We start from the raw sequence: 17417 nt of genomic DNA, 5'->3' as shown, positions 1-17417 counted from the left end.
CATTTTGCTGGAAGCCGTGGCGGGCGCCCGCTTCTGCAGTATCGTTACGCCGCAGCCATTCCTGGCTGTGCCTTGGACAACACAGGAGGAGGGCATGCTGGGCACGTTGATCGTGGGATTGCTGGTCGGGCTGGCGGCGCGCCAGCTGCATCCCGCCGGCCGGGTCGTGACCCTGCCGGCCGCGCTGGTGCTTGGGGTGGCGGGCGCCCTGGCCGGTTTCTACGGCGGCCGCGCGCTGCATCTTTTCATCGACGGCCAGATGAGTGGATGGGTGGCGGCGATTGTCGGGTCTGCAGTGCTGGTCGGGCTCTGGGGCGCTGTGCGCGGGCGCCGCCGGTAATTTCAGACCTGACGAACCGGTCGGAAATCTGAACGCTATTTGATGCGGATCAGGCGCGTGCTGCCAGGAACCGCCGGAGGATGCCGCTCGAGTAGTGGCTCGCCACGTCTTTCAGGAATGCCGGGAAATCCACATGTGCCGTGTCGTCGGCACGGTCCGAGACGGTCCGCATGACGGCATAGGGCACGCCGAATTCGTGGCAGACCTGCGCCACTGCGGCACCTTCCATCTCGACGGCCAGCAGGCCCGGCAGGCGCTCACGGAGTTCGGCCACCGCATCCGGGGAGCCGATAAACTGGTCGCCGCTGGCGATCATGCCCCGGTGCAGCGACGGCGAGGCCACGCCGAACCGTTCCAGCACCGGGCGCGGCACTTCCGTCGGCAGGTCCAGCCGCAGGAAGCCGGCAGCGGCGGTTTCCAGTTCGCGGGTCAGGGCCGGATCGGCGGGAAACTCGGCGCGCTCCAGCAACGGGACTTCATGCCGGCCAAAGAAGGGACGGGCATCCAGGTCGTGCTGGATAGTGCGGTCGGCGATGACGACGTCGCCGACGTGGGTGTCCGGGCCGATGCCTCCGGCCAGGCCGGTGAAGACAATCTCCTTTACCCCGAATTCCCGGATCAGCGTAACGGTCGTGGCCGATGCCGCCACCTTGCCCATGCGCGCCAGCACCAGCACGCAGGGCTGGCCGTGCAACTGGCCGACGTGGTACTCGCGCATGCCGATGGTCTGCACGGTGGCGCGGCTGTCGCGGTGGTGCATGGCGGCCACCAGGCCGTCGACTTCATCGTGGATGGCGGCAAGGATTCCGAGAGTCATGAGGGGGTGTTGGCGGAGCGAAAAGCCACAGCATACCGGCAGGCGCCGGGCGGGCATAGCCGGCCCGTCTCCCCCGTCAGCATAGATGCGGCATTGGTACCGCTTTGCTAAAGTCGCATGTCATATCGATCACGCGAGGACGAGCATGCCAATGACTCCGACAGCGGCTACCGGCGAACGGCGCGCCATCCGGCAGGCGCTGGCCGACTGGCGCGAGCAGGGGCGGCTGCGCGCGGAAGGCGTGGCCCAGCCCTGGGCCCGCGCTGAGCCAGGCGTGGCCGACTGGCACCGCTGGCTCGACCACGCCCTGCTGGCGCTTGGCACGGTACTGCTCTGCGCCGGCATGATCGTCTTCTTTGCCTTCAACTGGCAGGACCTCCACAAGTTCTCGAAATTCGCCGTGCTGGCCGGTGCGGTCAGCCTGCTGGCCGTATTCGCGTGGTTCCGCCCGTCTGGCGACATGGCCGGCCGCGCCGCGCTCGGCGGCGCGCAGGTGCTGGCCGGCGTGCTGCTCGCGGTGATCGGGCAGACCTACCAGACCGGCGCCGATGCCTGGCAGCTGTTCGCGCTGTGGACGCTGCTGGCGGTCCCCTGGGCGCTGGCGGCGCGCGCCGCGCCGCACTGGTGGCTGGTCATCGTGACCGGCAACGTGGCGCTGCTGCGCTATTTCAGCGTACGGCTCGGCGTGGGCGGGATGTTCGAACTGCTGTTCGATGCCCGCTACGCGCGTACCACCACCTTGCTGCTGCTGGGCGCCGTGCTGCTGCAGCTGGCGCTCTGGAACGTGCTGTGCGCGCGTGCGCCGGCGCTGGGATTCCGCGGCCAGACCGGCGCGCGCATCCTGGCCACGCTGGTGTGTATTCACGCCGGCTGGGTCGGCATGGCGAGCCTGTTTGCCAGCCGCTTCGACCTCGCCGCCTTCGCGCTCGCCGCGCTGGCGCTGGCCGCGCTCGGCTGGTGGTTCCGCCAGCGCGCCTTTGACATCGTGGTGCTGAGCCTGGCCAGCCTGACCGGCATCGTGCTGGCGATTGCCGCCGTCGGCAAGGTGCTGTTCGAGGGCAAGTCAGACTTCGGCGCCTTCCTGCTGTTGGGACTGCTGACCATCGGCCTGGCCGCGGCGGCGGCCGCGTGGCTGATGCGGGCGTGGCGGTTGCAAGCCCTGGAGCAATCATGACCAATACCTCGCAGGCCGAACACGCGTTGTGGCAGGAGCTGGCTGCACACGGCGACGTGCAGGGCGAGCTGCCCGCCAGGGTTCGCACGCCGTGGGCCATACGGTTCCTGATGGGCGCCGCCGGCTGGCTCGGCGCACTGTTCTTCCAGTTGTTCCTGGTCGGCACGGTCTTCGTCGCAGCGCGTGAAAACGGCGTGGCGATGGCGCTGACCGGCATCGCGATGATCGCGCTGGCTGCCGTGCTGTACCGGCGCAGCGGCGGCATCGCCATCGGGCAGTTCGCACTGGCGGTCAGCCTGAGCGGGCAGGGGATGGTGATTTTCGGCGTGGCAGAAGCCCTGGGCGTCGCGCGCATGGCCGATTCGGCTGCCTTCTGGAGCGGCGTGGCGCTACTGGAGGCCATCCTGTACTGGCTGGTGCCCAACCGGCTGCACCGGTTGCTGGCGGCGCTGGGTGTGTGGATCGGCCTTGGGCTCGCGCTGAACCTGGCGATGGCTGGCACCCAGCGCCATGGGTGGCTGCTCCTACCCTGGTCGCTCGGCTGGCTGGTGCCGGCCGCGTGTGGGCTGGCGGCGTGGTTCGTGATCGTTGAGGAACGCATCTGCACTGCAGGCCGGCACGCACTGCTGGAGCCCGCCGCCGATGCCACGCTGCTGTTCGCACTGGGCGGCGCCTTGCTGGTGACCGGGGCCGGCCATCCGTTGTCCGTCCTCGAAAGCATCAACGCCGCACGGTACGCGAGCTCGCACTGGATTGCCGGCGGCCTGACCTGCGTCGTGCTTGCCGCATTCGCGCTGGCCGAGTGTCGCCGGCTTGCGCTTGACCCGGTCACCCGTGGCGCAGTGTTGCTCGGCACCGTCGCATTCGGCGCGCTGATGGCCGCCGCACCAGCCGTCGGCGCCGGCGCCCTGGCAATCGGCCTCGCACTGCGCCGCGCCTCGATGCCGTGGCTGGGCCTCGGCGTGGCCGCCATTGCCATCGGCTTTGTCTGGTACTACAGCTCGCTGCACTGGACCTTGCTGGCCAAGTCCGCGACGCTCGCCGCCGCCGGGCTGCTGTTGCTGGCGTGCCGTCAGTGGCTGCCGCGCGCTGGCCGCGAAAAGGAGTTCGCATGAAACGCTGGATACTCGTGGCCTGGGCGCTGACGCTGGCTCTTGCCGCCGCCGGCATCGCCGGCAAGGAACGGCTGCTGGCGCGCGGCGATACGGTCTACCTCAAGCTGGCACCGGTCGATCCACGCTCGCTGATGCAGGGCGACTACATGGCGCTGAACTTCGCCATCGGCGCGCAGATCCGCAGTGCGCAGGAGCACCAGCCGGACCACGCCAGACGCGAGGGTGTCGCCGTGATCCGGCGTGACGCGCGTGGCGAAGCGAGCTTTATCCGCCTGCACGGAAATGAGCCGTTGGCCGAGGGTGAATACCTGCTGCGCTTCCAGAACGTGCCGGCGCGCTGGGGCGGCGTGCAGGTACAGGTTTCGACGGACGCCTATTTCTTCCAGGAAGGGCAGGGGGAGCGCTTTGCGCAGGCGCAATATGGAGAGTTTCGCGTGGATGAAAGCGGGCAGGCGTTGCTGGTGGGGCTGAGGGGGAGGGGGCTGGAGGGGCTGTAAGACCCACTCCCGGAAAGCAAAAAACCCGCATCGCTGCGGGTTTTCTTTGCGCTCCGTCCAGGCTCAGACGTTGAACCGTCAGATGTACCGTATATCCGCACCGATACTTGGCTCGTAACGTCGGCCCGTTGGTGCATACCCGGTTTTATACCCGGTTTCTTGAAAGTGACTTATGGGTGGCTAGTATTCTTGGTGTCGACTGCGAGGTGCTAGTAGGCAACGCCGAAGTAACTTCGGCCACTACTTGACGCCGTTTGCGTCACTCGTCCGTTCCTGTGTGACTTTTCAGACGAAGAAGCCCTCAAATCTTGTAGGGAAATCGCCATTGCATCTTGCAACGGCATCGAGGCACCTTTACATTGAACGGGAGCGCGGCGTTTCTGTGCTCGAAGTTGACGAACGAAGTGCTAGTTCGTATGATGCTGCGGTTTCGCTGGAATTTTTCCGCAAAAAACTATACCAATAGACGCATGTCACAGTGAGGGATTGTATGAACATGATCGATGTACGGCCGATGCCCTAACCACCGTTCAACCAGCGCAGTTCTCACTGTGCGCAACAAGAAAAGCCCGCGATTCGCGGGCTTTTTGCTTTCCGATCCTACCTGGCAATGAGCTTTTCGAAGTGGGGGTCGGCTTCGAGCGACTTCAAGTCTGGATCTGCCTTGGCCTGTCGCGCAAACTTCCTATTCATGGAGATCGCGGTCTCCAAACTCTTCAGCGCAGCTGCATAGTGTTCTTCCCTCGCATCACCTGAAGAGCGCTCGCCAACCAGGCAGTGGTAGCACGCCATGTTGTAATGGGCGGAATAGTCGGCATCATTGGCCCTAACCGCCTTCTGCACAGCTTCCAGCGCACGTTCTGGATCAGCCAATCTTTTGTAGACCATGGCCAAGTGACCATAGGCCTTGGAGATCACTTTCTGGTCCATGTCGTCTTCACGTTCCATCTCCGTGACCTTTAGCAAGTATTTCTTGCTCTCTTGGAGATAGAACTTATGGTTGGCATCGAACTGAGTCCGCTCAACCGGTCCTAACTTTTCAGGACTCATGACTTCCTTGTAAACCTCAGCAATTTCTCGCAGCACAATCCCATGTGCGACGTTGACTTCGGCATTGTTGTCGCGGGCATACCTAGTCTTGACAAAATTGTGTAGTGCCTGGACTGTTTCTTGGGCTTCTCGTTTTGCCTCATCGGCTTCCCGCTTCGCCTCCTCTGCCTGCTGCACCGCGTTTTGCGCTTTCTCCAGTGTCTCCTGTGCCTTGGCGCGCGCAGCAAAAAAGGATTCGATGCCTTTGAAGCCGAAAAATGCCAGCAGAGCTCCGAGCGCTGCTAGTAAGGAGAACTGTCGGTCATAGCTCTCCTTCATCATGTCGACGCGCTCTTTGGTTACATCGATAGCCATCTTAGCGACGTCTGTGACTTTGACCTCTGAAGACGAGTTGGCTGATTGCGCGCTGGGCACCGCCGGACTAGTTGTTTGCGACGTTCCCGCGTTCAGTTGACGTGGCATTACTTGTGCCGCGGATGCAGGTGCGCCAGCGGGCATGGATGGCACCGCTTGGGCCGCAGCCTGGCTAATAGTCACCTTGTCCTCAGCTCTCCGTGCGCCCAAGGGCCACAGATTAGCGACGGCAATGAAGCAGATGCTGCCGACAATTGTATACAGCGGGAGCCAGTGGGAGAAGAAGCGCACCCAGAATGTGTCGCCGTTTGATGTCCTTGGCCATGCCGGCCCACGCATTGCTGCAGTGGCCGAACTCGGGCTGTCTGCTGCGGCGCTCTTGCTCTCATGTCCCGCCTTTTCGAGCGTATCGGTCTTATTCTGAATGCTCATGCTGAGTTGCTATGTATGTCGATGCCTGCCAGCACCACCCTGGTGAATTGTTACCCCTGTCCAAAACCCGTCAGCTGGTACAAGGGGAAGTTGTGAAGCGGAAGCATTCTCGCACGATTATGTCTTGCTTTAACGCGACAAGATCAGGGTGGGTATATAGCGCTTTGATTTTATTGATATTTTTCGTGGCCTTCGACAACGCGCGTGGGTCCGGAAGCCCCCGTCTTACGGAGGGTTTCCAGTCGCTCAGTGGATCGGAACACTCTCAGTTCTTCTAGGAGAGCACATGCGACATATAGGTGTGATGTTGATGGTAGGCTTGCCGATTGCAAGTCAAGCTGCCAGTGCCCGTGGCCGGCAGCCATGCTCGGGCAGTAAGGGGGGAGTCTCGCATTGCAGCGGCAGCAAGCTGGTCTGCAAGGACGGGACGATCAGTAAGTCGACCAGAACGTGCTCATCCTGACGCGTCGCCGCGAATGATCCACAATCGTCCACTGATGGCGGGTAAGGCTGCCGGGCCGTTGCTTGTGTATTTGGACAGTAGCGACTTCTCTGTCCTATCAGATTCTAGGCAGCGAACTGACAAGCATGACGAAATTGAGCGGCGCCTATTCGAGTGGCAATCGACTGGCGAAATCCAGCTCAGATTCAGCTTCGCGCACGTCATTGAGGCGGCCCCCGTCGAATCTTCTGATTTGGAAGCAGCAAAAAATCGCCTACTTCATATTCAACAGCTGTGCGGTAGCGCCTCGTTTGCAGATCCAGCCTCTGTGTTCGAATCGGAGATTCGAGGGGCTGGTTTGTCAGCGGATCGGTGGGGTTGCCAATCGATCTACAGGGACGACGGATATTGGATGCCGCCTTTGGACGGCCTAGAGATTGGAATACCATCCCTTTTGAGCAGCGTCCAGGATGAACTGAGCAGCAAGCCGCTCAATCGCGCGGAGCGCCGGATGGCGAAGAAAGCATTATTTGATGGCAAAGGGCGGCTGCGCAATGCCTCGCGGAAACCGTTGAGTGGCATCAGTGACCCAAATCTTCGCCGCGAACTAGATCAGTTTCCTCTAACGCCCGAGGGGCTTGACCAAGTTGGCCGCTTCGTGTGTGGGCTGGGCTCTAAAGAGCAAGCGCTCCAGGCAATCGCCAATTCAATGATTGACTTAGGCTGCTTTGCTGACTGGTATGCGAGAAAGTGGGACCAAGCGTCCCCGCTGTCGCAGTCTTTACGGCAGTCTGGCGAGGCTTTGCGCGCGGCACTGCACCATTCGAGTAGTGCTGTACGAAAGGCTTGCGAAACTCTGCAGAGCGTTGGTGAATCCCAAAAGGCAAAGAGCGCCATTAAGGAGGCATTAAACAGTGTGCTAGAGAATCTACCAAAGGCCCTGATGTGCGATCTGGCAGAATCCTTTGGCATCCGGCTTGGTGAGTCAGCGCAGTGTTCATGGGAGCGGACCCCGAGCCTGGCTACGGTGGCTAGAATTGTGTGCCACGTAGGCAGGTTATCTGCCCTCATGGCCAATGGGGGGCGAAAGCCCAGAGCAAGCGATCTGGGTGACACACTTCATGCCATCTACCTGCCTCACGTGGACATCTTCCGGGCGGACGGATTTATGGCCAACGCGATCTCAGATGCAAGGCTTCCGTGGAACACCACGGTCGTTAGCAAGCTCATCGACTTGCCGGCCGCCATCGAGAGACGATTGGAAGCAAAAATGTGAGAGTAATTGATCGCGCGAACGACCGGCCCCAATTGGTCGAGCGACACATAGATCGCAGTGGCTACGCATTCTCAGAATACAGCATATAGGACGAACGGAAATGTCGGAATCAAGCCAATCCAGAGCTCCTTCTTGGCTTCAACGTATTCTCTACGGCTTGGCGAATCTGGGTCTTTTCGCCGCCGGCGCTGTAAATCTCGCTGTTGGAAGCCTTTCTGCTGCTCGCAGTGACGTTGCTGCTGCGGCGACGTCCCTTACGGCAGGACTTGTCTTAGTTCTTGCAGCAACCATTGACCGGTTTGAGTCGCTCAAAGGCTTCGGTATCGAAGCCAAAACTCGCAAACTAGATCAAAAAATCGAGCAAGCTGATGAGGCGCTCCGTAAGCTACGGCAACTTGCAGAAATCACCGGCGAGACGCTTGTCGATCTTCATAGCAAGATGGGAAGGTGGGATTCTGCACCGAGACCTAGGGAGAGCTACGAGCTAGCTCAGCGGATTCGCTCGACCATGCAAGCGATGGGTTCTGAGGCCGCAACGATTTCGAAAGCTCTTAGGCCGTGGGCAAAGACACATTGCCATGACCTAGTGCGTACATTTACCGACCCCATGCACAGCTTCACGTCGGAGAGAATTCGCGCGCTGGATCAGCTGAGAAGTGCACTTCCAAAGCCACTCAGCCCGAATGACCCTGAGTTTATGAGGCTTACCGCAGAGATAAATCTGGGGCACGCCTATCTGGAACGTCTCGAGAAAGTACATCAGTTTGAACTGGATGACTATCCTGCGCGGTTCCTGGCCCTTTTGGACGACGTTCCATATCGAACTTCCGAGGAGCTTGCACCGATCCGGAGTAAGGCATCGGCCTTTGCTGATGATATGACGGAGCTGAGGCACTCGATGAGCTTGCCTAACGCCGAAAAATGGATTCGAGAGCTTGATCTATGGAGGGCAGGCGGTCACTAGGCCCTGCCAATCGACTTTATGTGAGCTCTCATTGAGCCATGTAGGGCTAATCGTAGAAGTCTCGCGCAATGTCGCCGCAATAGTAGTCGCGGTAGAAGCGCCATGCGCCGACGGCGCAGCCAATGAGTGCAAGGATGGGCCAGGCGGCGTAGGCGATCGGTAGGGCTGGCTGGCACGGCACCGCGGTAGCAAGGCTACGCACCGCCATGCATGGGATCGTGTTGACCCCATAGGCGACGACTAAGGCCAGAAAGGCGTACATCCACCATTGGAAGGCTTCCCGAATAAATCGGGTTTGAAGTTGATTCATCGTTGGACGACGCCGACGTCTTGGCATGTTTCGCGGTGAGAACGGGGGCTCACGCTACTCTGCCCCAAATTAATCCGCTTCCTCTTCCCCTCGATTGAGGGGTGTTGCGATCCTGCAAGTGGGTAAGGGCCTCGTGTGAGGCGATCTTCTACCGTGCCACGAGACCTTTAGAATTCGTCCGCAACAAAACCAGCCCGCGGAGGATAGGCGCAATGCAGGAGGTATCGTGCCTGGTGACTCGCAGTGTTGGTGCTTTAGTCCCCAACCATTTGAGTCAGGGAAAGTTGAAGGGAAGCCCTCTGCTGTTTGCAACTTCGAGAATCTGGACTGCCGCAGCTGATTCTTTGGGTCATAATGCCTCGGTCTTGTGAGCCCATTCTGTCGTGCTCGAGCTTGTGCCTGCAGGTAGAGCAGCATGGCGAGGTCATCCAGAACGAGCAACTGCGCGCCCGGATCCGGACTAAGCGAGCCAGCCAACTCCGCAGATGCTGGAAGCCTTTGATGCGTGGCGAGAGCCGAACCCAAGCCTTACCGAAGCGTGCTGACTGAAAACACAAATAAGTGCCCGCCGTTCGACGGACATCGGACAATGACACCCGGGAGCCCCATGAACACTGCAGCAGAGAAGATCAACAAGCTCAATGCCTTCACGGAATGGGCCGGCAAACACATCAAGGGTGATGAAAAGGGGGAGGCACAGATCTTTCTGGACCGCCTTTTCCAAGCCTTCGGTTGGTCGGGCCTAAAGGAGGCTGGCGCCCAATGCGAGGAGCGTGTCAAGAACACCAGTGGTGGCACGTCCTTCGCGGATTTGGTGTGGAAGCCCGTTGTCGTAATCGAGATGAAGAAGCGGGGCGCAGACCTCAGCAAACACTACAGCCAAGCGTTCACCTACTGGACTCGACTCGTACCTAATCGGCCGCGCTATGCGGTACTGTGCAACTTTGACGAGTTCTGGGTCTATGACTTTGAGACTCAGCTCGACACCCCGGTCGATACGATCAAGCTCAGCGAGCTGTCGGCCAAGTACGGCCCGCTGAACTTCATGTTCCCGGGGGATGTGGCGCCGGTGTTCGGCAATCACCAGGAAAGCGTGACTCGCCAGGCCGCAGACAAGCTGGCCGTGTGCTTCAACTCAATGACCAAGCGCGGCATCGAGCAACCTCTCGCGCAGCGCTTTACACTGCAGATGCTCATGGCCCTCTTCTCTGAGGACATCGGCCTGATGGACAAGTATCTTGTTACCAAGGTCCTTGACGACTGCAAGAGCCCTCAGGACACACACGACTTGCTCGGTGGTCTATTTGAGGCCATGAACGCAAAAGGGGGCGTAAAAGGAGGCCGCTTCAAGGGAGTGCCCTACTTCAACGGTGGGCTGTTCGCCGAACCGGCGCGCGTGGAGTTACAGGCGGATGAGCTGACACTGGTGAAGGAGGCCGCACAGTTCGACTGGTCCAAGGTCCGGCCAGAGATATTCGGGACCATCTTCGAGCACTCGCTCGGAAAGGCGCAGCGACATGCCGAGGGCGCGCATTTCACCAGTGCCGTGGACATCATGAAGGTGGTGGGGCCGACGATCGTCGCACCATGGACTGCGCAAATCGAATCGGCGTCTACCCTAAGCCGACTCAAGGAATTGCTGGCCCGCATCGAGAACTTCACTGTCTTGGACCCGGCCTGCGGCAGTGGCAATTTCCTCTACATCGCCTACCGGGAGTTGAAGCGGCTGGAGGCGCGCATCTACGAGCGTATGGCTGCCGAGTATAAGAGCGTGGACCCTAGACAGAGACCGTTTGGCTTTGTCTCCACGCGCAACTTCTTTGGCATGGACATCAATCCCTTCGCCATCGACATCGCGAAGGTCACCATGATGCTTGCGCACAAGCTATCAATTGACGAGCTGCACATCAGTGAAGCCGCTCTGCCGCTCGACAATCTCGATGCCAACTTCCGAACCGGCGACGCTCTCATCAATAGCGACGGCTCGCGTGCCCCGTGGTTCAAGACGGATGTCATCGTGGGCAATCCCCCCTTTCTTGGCGCAAAGCTCCTGAAGCCCAACTACGGAGCTGGCTACGTCAAGGCAGTTCGTCGGGCTTACCCTGAAGTGCCGGGCATGGCCGACTTCTGCGTCTATTGGCTCCGGCGCGCTCACGACGAGCTTAAGCCGTGCACGGTAGCCGATCCCGTGGCAGGCCGCGCGGGTCTTGTTGGTACACAGAATGTGCGCAATAACGCGTCGCGCTTGGGAGGCCTCGACCACATCGCCGCGTCCGGCACGATCATTGATGCAGTAGACAATCAGCCGTGGTCTGGTGAAGCCAATGTCCATGTATCTATCGCTAATTGGGTGAAGACTCAGGACAAGAAGCTTCTTCCGAACGCGCGACGCCTCTGGTTCAAGGCCAAACCATCAAAGACGGGCGCAAAGCGTTCTTGGAGGACCGGAAACGCGTCTAAGCAATATGAGCTTGACATGCGGGAGGTCCCGCACATCAACTCCGCCCTATCAGACAAAGTAGATGTCTCGAAGGCGCGGGTCCTCTCGGTTAATGAGACAGTCGTTGTGTGCCAGGGCATCACGCCTGGTCATGCCGGCTTCGTGCTGTCTCCAACCGAGCGTGCAGCGATGGTCACGGCAAATGCGCGTAACCAGGAGGTCATCCATCCATACATGATCGGCGACGACATTCTCGGCCCTGGTAAAGCTTCCAGATGGCTCATCGACTTCGGAGCGAAGTCCATCCTGGAGGCACAAGCCTATATGCTTCCCTTCGAACGACTGAGGACCGAAGTCCTGCCGGACATCCAGGAAGCAGCAGAGGAAGGGGACTCTGAAAGGTCGTCGTCGCTGACAGCGTGGTGGCAGCATTGGCGACCGCGCAAAGAACTCCTTGCGACTATCGCTACGCTGCCGCGTTACCTTGCATGCTCGCGCGTGACCAAACGGCCGTTGCTGGCCTTCGTGAGTTCGCACGTCCGCCCCGGTGACGCTCTTCAAGCCTTCGCCTTGTCTGACGACTACAGCTTTGGAATTCTCCAGTCGAACGCTCACTATCAGTGGTTTCATTCCAAGTGTTCGAACATGAAGTCGGACCCGAGGTACACCTCGGAGTCCGTGTTCCACACCTTTCCTTGGCCGCAGGCGCCTAGCGAGGCGCAGGTGGAAGCTGTTGCTGCGGCGGGACGAGAGCTGCGGCGCGTTCGGGAGGAAGCGGCTAAGCAGCATGGGACAGGTCTTCGAGTCTTATATCGGACCCTTGACCTTCCGGGGAAGAACCCACTAAAGGACGCACACGACGCCCTTGATGCGGCAGCACTAAAGGCTTATGGATTTTCTGCCAAGAAGGACCTGCTGCAGCAAGTGCTCGACTTAAACGCGGAAGTTGCGAGCATGATCAGTGCTGGCAACGCCGTCACCGGTCCTGGAGTGCCCCTCACTTTCAAGAATGCAGCGGGGCTGATTACTACCGATTGTTTCGGAGCCTTAGGGGACCCAGTCAGGCGGGAGGCACGGGGAGGCGTCACGAGGGCGCGATAGAGTGGGTGCGCGAGTCCCCCAGTGCGTAAGCGAAAAACGCGCCCCTCACGCCGATGATCGCAAAGACGGCGGCGATCTCGGGCTCGGCTTGGGAGGGGCGCGCGAGGTCATATGGGATGCCATGGCACATGGCTGTCGATCTGGGATTTCATCTCCATCCTGATCTGCACGGGTTTTTGACTGACCCAGAGTAGGTCAGAAGCGCTTGACGCGCTGGGATAGCGCGTGGTCTAATGCAAACGCATTGTGAATTGGGTCGACGCCCATGCCAACCTGCCTCCCCGGGCAAGGTGGATCGCGAAAGCGGATGTGGCTCCTGTAGGAGCAACCAAGCGGGTAACGCGTCGACCCTCCTTGAATGGAGGGTTTTGTGTTTTCTGGTTCAGAGATTCCCCGCGATGTCATCCAGGCTTACCTGGAGACCCACTACCACGTGCATGGCAGCACGCCCACCACTTTGAAGGTGGGCGAGGCCAACCCTGTGCTAGCTGCGCTGCACGAGACGGCCAGCGTTGCCTGCAGCGCCTTTGTCACGGCATGGAATCCCTTCAGCGAGCAGCAGGAGCCGGCTCGCAATCTCGAACGGCAGCAGGCTTTGGCGCAGACCCTTCAGCAACGCGGCCTGCGCTTCATTGACGGCATTGGCCAGCATCCCGCCAACGGATGGCCGGGAGAGGAGAGCTTCCTCGTGCTTGGCCTCGCCTTGGACGACGCCAAGGCACTGGGTACGCAACTCGGCCAGAACGCCATCGTCTGGTCCGGCGCGGATGCCGGGCCGCAACTTATTCTCTTGCGATAGTTACAGAGAAACTCAGATTGAGAAACGGCTGGTCCGCCGCCCGCAATTGGGAAAGGACCGGGGGGATTTGTTCCAGCTTGCCGCTCCCGACAATTTGTCAAACGCGGCTAAACAGGAGATCGAGATGACTGCCATCCCTGCTCGCCTCGCGGCCATCCGACCGGGCTCGCCCGCTTCATACCTGCCCGTGGCCGAGTGCGTTGCCAGAGGGGACGCCCGTCCGGCGTTCCCGAGGTCCATTCCCGCGCTGTGGGCGCCTGTCCGCTGAAGGCGGCGTGCAAAAGGAGCGGACTATGTCTCATACCAGCATCGCCGTGGATGACGACGCTCTGCGCAGGCACAGCTTCGATCTGGTGCATTTTCCAATGTACCTGGCGCAGCGTGTGCCGCCGCGTGTGCGTGTCGAGATTATCGGAGACCACGAACATGCCGACCTGATGGGGCTCTACACCAATGCGCGCCAGGAGCGGAGCCGGAAGTACGCGAAGCTGATCGCCGACGAGCGCGGATGCGTGACGAAGAGCGATGCGTTCTTTCATGCTGTCCACGCGGAATTTTCGGCCGGCGCAGGAGATCTGACCTACCTCGGCTTCTCGCGCGCGGGGCCGCCTGTCTATGCTCCGCTGTTCGCGCTGGCGATTCTCTACCGGAAGTACGGCCGCGGGCTGTACCGAGCCGGCCAGATCCTTCCCACACCATGGCCCGAGCTGACCTCCGGCTATACGTTTTCCATTCGATGACAAACGGGCTGTGCCCTTCCACTTCCGACGGCAAGCGGGGCGCGGCACAGGAGAGATTCATGACGATTCGCAACGGACTATTCTCCTCGGAATCGGTATCAGCTGGCCATCCGGACAAGTTGGCCGACCGCATATCCGATCGCATCCTCGACGCCTTCCTGGCGCGCGATCCCCATGCACGCGTCGCTTGCGAGACGCTGCTCGCAGACCAGTGCGTGGTCGTCGCCGGCGAATTCAAGACCCGGTGCCGCGATGACTTCGAGGCGGTGCGCGAGTCTGCCGACGGGCTGGTGCGCGCGGTACTGCGAGAGACAGGCTATCGCGATGCTGAAACTGGCATCGACCCGCAGCGCTGCGAAGTCCAAATCCGCTTCAATGGCCAGTCGCATGACATCAACCAGGGAGTCGATCGTGCCGACGGCATCTTGGGCGCGGGGGACCAAGGGCTGATGTTCGGCTATGCCACCGATGAGACTCCGGAGCTGATGCCGGCACCGATCGTGTACGCGCATCGGCTGGTGCGGCGGCAAGCCGAGCTGCGGCAGCAGGGCACCTTGCCTTGGCTTCAGCCGGATGCGAAGTCGCAGGTGAGCTTCCGCTACGTCGACGGCCGACCAACGCAGATCGAGGCGGTGGTGCTGTCGACACAGCATGACGCGGGTATCGAGCTGGAAGCGCTGCGCGCCGCCGTGCTGGAGCACGTGATCGAGCCGGTGATTCCGGCGCACTTGCGCGCCAAGGCACTGCGCTGCTTGATCAACCCCACTGGGCGCTTCGTCACGGGCGGCCCGAAGGGCGATGCCGGGCTGACCGGTCGCAAGATCATCGTCGACACCTATGGTGGCGCGGCGCCCCACGGCGGCGGTGCTTTCTCCGGCAAAGACCCCTCCAAGGTGGATCGCTCGGCGGCCTATATGGCACGCTACCTGGCCAGGCAGGTCGTGGCGCGCGGCTGGGCGCGGCGTGCCCTGGTGCAGCTCGCCTATGCGATCGGCGAGGCGGAGCCGGTCAGCTTCCTGGTAGAAACGTATGGGACCGAAGGCGACGCGCGACGTGATATCGCTGCCGAGCTCGTACACGAATTTGACCTGCGGCCCCAGGGCATCATTGAAACTCTGGACTTGCTACGCCCGATCTACTATCCGACCGCGGCCTACGGCCATTTCGGTCGCGAGGATGTCAGCCTGCCTTGGGAACAGTGAGGGCGCGCGATAGGGCCGCAAGGCCTGCGGGCGCTAGCCTGCGCCATGCGTGTGAGAGATAGGGCGGCAATCGCCGGCGAGGCGGATGTTTCCCGGAAGAACAGTCGAGGAGGATACCGAATGAGCCATGATGGATTTCTGGGGTTGGCGCAGCAGCACCCCGCCCATGCCAAGCTGGGTGGCCTGGTGGGCTTGCTGGTGGGCGATGCGCTTGGCGTACCGTATGAATTTCACTTGCCGCAGCGGCTACCGGCTCGCGATCAGATCGAGATGCAGCCGCCAGCCGGATTCCCGCGCGCTCACACCGGCGTGCCAGTGGGGACCTGGTCCGACGACGGAGCGCAGGCCTTGTGCCTGCTGGCCAGCCTGGTCCAACAAGGCAAGTTCTCGCTGGTCGATTTCGCTGACCGGCTGCTGCGCTGGCTGGACCGCGGCTATTTAGCCGTCGATAGCAAAGTCTTTGATGTTGGCATCCAGACGGCAGACGCGTTGGACAATCTGCGGGACGGCGTGTCGCCGCGCGAGTCGGGCGGGGCTAAGGTCATGGACAACGGCAACGGCAGCCTGATGCGCTGCCTGCCCTTGGCCATCCTGCATGCGGGGACCGACTCGGCACTCGTGCGCGAGGCGCACCTGCAATCGCTGCCCACGCATGCCCATCCTCGCTCGCGGGTCGCGTGTGCATTCTATTGTCTAGTCGCCATAGGCTATCTGCACGGGCTGGCAGACCCGTGGGCATCGGCAGACGGTCGTCTGGAAGCCGTCTACAAGACATGGCCTGATGCGCGGGAGGGCAGCGAATGTCTACGCGAGCTGGATGTCCTGCGAGGCTTCCCGAAGCATGACGCGCCGCGAGGCACGGGCTACGTGCTCGACACGATCTGGTCGGCGCGGCGGGCGCTCGAAGAGTCGACGTTCGAGGACGTCGTCAGGACGGCCGTCCTGTTCGGAAATGACACCGACACGACCGCCTGCGTCGCCGGCGGGCTGGCGGGAATCCGCTTCGGGCCGGGCGGTATTCCCGCGCGATGGCTTAAGCAGCTGCGTGGCTATGACATTGCTGCGCCGTTGATTTCTGCGTTGCTTACAAAGTGTCTAGAAAAAGGCATCCATGGCACCTGACGGAATAGCTACCGGTCTGGCATTCCGTTCGACCATCTCCGCAAGCCGATCCGTCGAGTTGATTCTCGCTGACGAAGAGGCGCTTGGGGGAAATGTGTACAGCAAGCTGACAAATGTCGAGCTTCTTCAAGACACTTGTCGGTGCCAGAGCCCCAGACACCGGTAGAGGCAAGGCAGTCGAGATCTCCCCCGACCACTTTTGCTCAGCTTGCATTAGCAGCTGCACGCCAGCCAGTATGGGGTCGGCGGTCGAGAGCAGGTGCCACCGGGGATCAAGCGCATCAGGACGGTAACAGATGGCAACCAAGTGATGAGTAAGCGAAGAACGCGCCCTTCACGAGCGACATTATTAACCCGCGACGGGGTAATCACCGCTTGGCGAGCCTCCCTTCACGTACTCGCTGAACGCCGTCGCGGCGGACCGCGTGAGCGAAAGGGTAGCGCCTGGTTAACGCTCGACGGCGAGTTGACCGAGCCGGTGGCCGGCGTCTCGGTCTTTTCGATTCACGTATTTCCAGTCGCCGAACCCCAAGTAGGACAAGCAGAGATCCCTTCGGTCGGAAGCTTCATTCGCGTGAAGCCCGTTATGGACGGGGTTGTGGAACTGTCGGAGAGAGAGTTCGACTTTGTGGTGACGCTGATTGCTGCAGGACGGCTCGCATCCTGCTCGGTCGCGTTTCAGCCACCGCACTATGGGCGCGCCCTCATAGGGAGAGTCAGTTTCAGCAGCGACCCGCCGGCACCGGAGGAGGAAGCGTGACACGGTCCAGTTGGGACGTGGTCGAATGAGCCTGCTCCGGCCGCAGGCGCCAAGTGCCACGCCGCGCGTTTCATTGATCCGGCGAGCGGCTCATCGCTGCGCTGAATGCGTTGTTCGATGCCTGGCTGATCGCGTTCGACGCCTGTCCGCCCGTTTCCGGCCGTACCACTGGCGCGCTTTGTAGCCGAGGAGCTTGCTGTCGAAGCAAGACTGGCTTGCTTATCCCCGCTTGGTACTGCCCTTACTTCGATATCCGGTCATCTACCAAGGGTGGGGGCGTGCCTGGATCGCCGTGGAGGACCGACTACAGTCCAGCCTTCTGAAGTAGTTCGCTAGTCGAGATACCAAGCTTCTTTGCGATTCTCAGCAGGTTCAGTACGGTGATGCGTATTCCGGTGATTGTGACCGGTCATTCCGGCATCGTGACCACGGATTCCGTTTTATCGTGACCGCTGTGTCCCTGCGGTTTCCGGTTGATTGTG

14 protein-coding genes and 1 riboswitch are annotated in these 17417 nt (G+C 61.0%); of the genes, 11 read left to right on the top strand and 3 right to left on the bottom strand.

What is annotated here, in order from left to right:
* Positions 1-94 precede the first annotated feature (94 nt).
* Positions 95-340, top strand: a complete 246-nt coding sequence (locus tag RM96_RS17120; RefSeq protein ID WP_039012277.1) for a GlsB/YeaQ/YmgE family stress response membrane protein — start codon at positions 95-97, stop codon at positions 338-340.
* Positions 341-389: 49 nt separating this feature from the next.
* Here RM96_RS17120 and RM96_RS17115 read toward each other — a convergent pair whose 3' ends face one another.
* On the bottom strand, positions 390-1157 hold the full coding sequence (locus tag RM96_RS17115) for a 5'-methylthioadenosine/adenosylhomocysteine nucleosidase (RefSeq protein WP_039012276.1): 768 nt from the start codon (positions 1155-1157) through the stop codon (positions 390-392).
* A 145-nt stretch (positions 1158-1302) separates the two neighbouring features.
* Between RM96_RS17115 and RM96_RS17110 the strand changes: the two genes are divergently transcribed.
* Genes RM96_RS17110 through RM96_RS17100 form a run of 3 tightly spaced genes read left to right on the top strand, consistent with a single transcriptional unit; the run spans position 1303 to position 3943 of the window.
* The gene (locus RM96_RS17110) at positions 1303-2331 is read left to right on the top strand and encodes a DUF2157 domain-containing protein (RefSeq protein WP_039012274.1); all 1029 of its coding nucleotides are present in this window, start codon (positions 1303-1305) and stop codon (positions 2329-2331) included.
* Positions 2328-3446: a DUF4401 domain-containing protein gene (locus RM96_RS17105; protein WP_039012272.1), complete on the top strand. Its 1119-nt coding sequence runs from the start codon at positions 2328-2330 to the stop codon at positions 3444-3446. Before RM96_RS17110 ends, RM96_RS17105 begins: the two co-directional genes overlap by 4 nt.
* Positions 3443-3943 (top strand): GDYXXLXY domain-containing protein, encoded by a 501-nt coding sequence (locus RM96_RS17100; protein ID WP_039012271.1) that lies wholly within the window; start codon positions 3443-3445, stop codon positions 3941-3943. The genes RM96_RS17105 and RM96_RS17100 overlap by 4 nt, the downstream gene beginning before the upstream one ends.
* Before the next feature lie 600 nt (positions 3944-4543).
* Here RM96_RS17100 and RM96_RS17095 read toward each other — a convergent pair.
* Positions 4544-5779 (bottom strand): tetratricopeptide repeat protein, encoded by a 1236-nt coding sequence (locus RM96_RS17095; protein WP_152624136.1) that lies wholly within the window; start codon positions 5777-5779, stop codon positions 4544-4546.
* A 476-nt stretch (positions 5780-6255) separates the two neighbouring features.
* Between RM96_RS17095 and RM96_RS17090 the strand changes: the two genes are divergently transcribed.
* Both RM96_RS17090 and RM96_RS38650 read left to right on the top strand, forming a co-directional pair.
* Entirely contained in the window at positions 6256-7497 is a 1242-nt protein-coding gene (locus RM96_RS17090; RefSeq protein ID WP_039012269.1) for a hypothetical protein, read from the top strand.
* Positions 7498-7597: 100 nt separating this feature from the next.
* Positions 7598-8461: a hypothetical protein gene (locus RM96_RS38650; protein ID WP_063925993.1), complete on the top strand. Its 864-nt coding sequence runs from the start codon at positions 7598-7600 to the stop codon at positions 8459-8461.
* Positions 8462-8507: 46 nt separating this feature from the next.
* Here the strand turns inward: RM96_RS38650 and RM96_RS17080 are convergent, their stop codons facing one another.
* Entirely contained in the window at positions 8508-8771 is a 264-nt protein-coding gene (locus tag RM96_RS17080; RefSeq protein WP_152624135.1) for a hypothetical protein, read from the bottom strand.
* A 607-nt stretch (positions 8772-9378) separates the two neighbouring features.
* On the opposite strand from RM96_RS17080, the gene RM96_RS17075 reads away from it, so the two are divergent.
* From RM96_RS17075 to RM96_RS17055, 5 genes are all read left to right on the top strand, one after another.
* Complete coding sequence (locus RM96_RS17075; RefSeq protein WP_052279559.1) at positions 9379-12312, top strand: class I SAM-dependent DNA methyltransferase; 2934 nt, start codon at positions 9379-9381, stop codon at positions 12310-12312.
* Between the two features lie 236 nt (positions 12313-12548).
* A riboswitch (SAM-I-IV-variant riboswitch) is annotated at positions 12549-12654 on the top strand.
* Positions 12655-12682: 28 nt separating this feature from the next.
* Positions 12683-13111 (top strand): DUF3293 domain-containing protein, encoded by a 429-nt coding sequence (locus RM96_RS17070; RefSeq protein WP_039012320.1) that lies wholly within the window; start codon positions 12683-12685, stop codon positions 13109-13111.
* A gap of 293 nt (positions 13112-13404) precedes the next feature.
* Positions 13405-13851 (top strand): hypothetical protein, encoded by a 447-nt coding sequence (locus RM96_RS17065; protein ID WP_039012267.1) that lies wholly within the window; start codon positions 13405-13407, stop codon positions 13849-13851.
* A gap of 59 nt (positions 13852-13910) precedes the next feature.
* Positions 13911-15053, top strand: a complete 1143-nt coding sequence (gene metK / locus RM96_RS17060) for a methionine adenosyltransferase (RefSeq protein WP_039012266.1) — start codon at positions 13911-13913, stop codon at positions 15051-15053.
* Positions 15054-15173: 120 nt separating this feature from the next.
* Positions 15174-16175, top strand: a complete 1002-nt coding sequence (locus RM96_RS17055; protein ID WP_052279555.1) for an ADP-ribosylglycohydrolase family protein — start codon at positions 15174-15176, stop codon at positions 16173-16175.
* The last annotated feature ends 1242 nt before the right edge of the window (positions 16176-17417 follow it).

The organism is Cupriavidus sp. IDO, assembly GCF_000812465.1.
GTDB lineage: Bacteria > Pseudomonadota > Gammaproteobacteria > Burkholderiales > Burkholderiaceae > Cupriavidus.
The sequence above is the reverse complement of the archived record's forward strand: the minus strand, read 5'-3'. Positions and strand labels throughout refer to the sequence as shown.

Bases quoted from the DNA above. Each gene is read 5' to 3' on its own strand.
- RM96_RS17120 (WP_039012277.1), top strand. From the start codon at position 95: ATGCTGGGCACGTTGATCGTGGGATTGCTGGTCGGGCTGGCGGCGCGC.
- RM96_RS17095 (WP_152624136.1), bottom strand. From the start codon at position 5,779: ATGAGCATTCAGAATAAGACCGATACGCTCGAAAAGGCGGGACATGAG.
- RM96_RS38650 (WP_063925993.1), top strand. From the start codon at position 7,598: ATGTCGGAATCAAGCCAATCCAGAGCTCCTTCTTGGCTTCAACGTATT.
- RM96_RS17105 (WP_039012272.1), top strand. From the start codon at position 2,328: ATGACCAATACCTCGCAGGCCGAACACGCGTTGTGGCAGGAGCTGGCT.
- RM96_RS17065 (WP_039012267.1), top strand. From the start codon at position 13,405: ATGTCTCATACCAGCATCGCCGTGGATGACGACGCTCTGCGCAGGCAC.
- RM96_RS17055 (WP_052279555.1), top strand. From the start codon at position 15,174: ATGAGCCATGATGGATTTCTGGGGTTGGCGCAGCAGCACCCCGCCCAT.
- RM96_RS17110 (WP_039012274.1), top strand. From the start codon at position 1,303: ATGCCAATGACTCCGACAGCGGCTACCGGCGAACGGCGCGCCATCCGG.
- RM96_RS17075 (WP_052279559.1), top strand. From the start codon at position 9,379: ATGAACACTGCAGCAGAGAAGATCAACAAGCTCAATGCCTTCACGGAA.
- RM96_RS17080 (WP_152624135.1), bottom strand. From the start codon at position 8,771: ATGAATCAACTTCAAACCCGATTTATTCGGGAAGCCTTCCAATGGTGG.
- RM96_RS17115 (WP_039012276.1), bottom strand. From the start codon at position 1,157: ATGACTCTCGGAATCCTTGCCGCCATCCACGATGAAGTCGACGGCCTG.
- RM96_RS17100 (WP_039012271.1), top strand. From the start codon at position 3,443: ATGAAACGCTGGATACTCGTGGCCTGGGCGCTGACGCTGGCTCTTGCC.
- metK (WP_039012266.1), top strand. From the start codon at position 13,911: ATGACGATTCGCAACGGACTATTCTCCTCGGAATCGGTATCAGCTGGC.
- RM96_RS17090 (WP_039012269.1), top strand. From the start codon at position 6,256: ATGATCCACAATCGTCCACTGATGGCGGGTAAGGCTGCCGGGCCGTTG.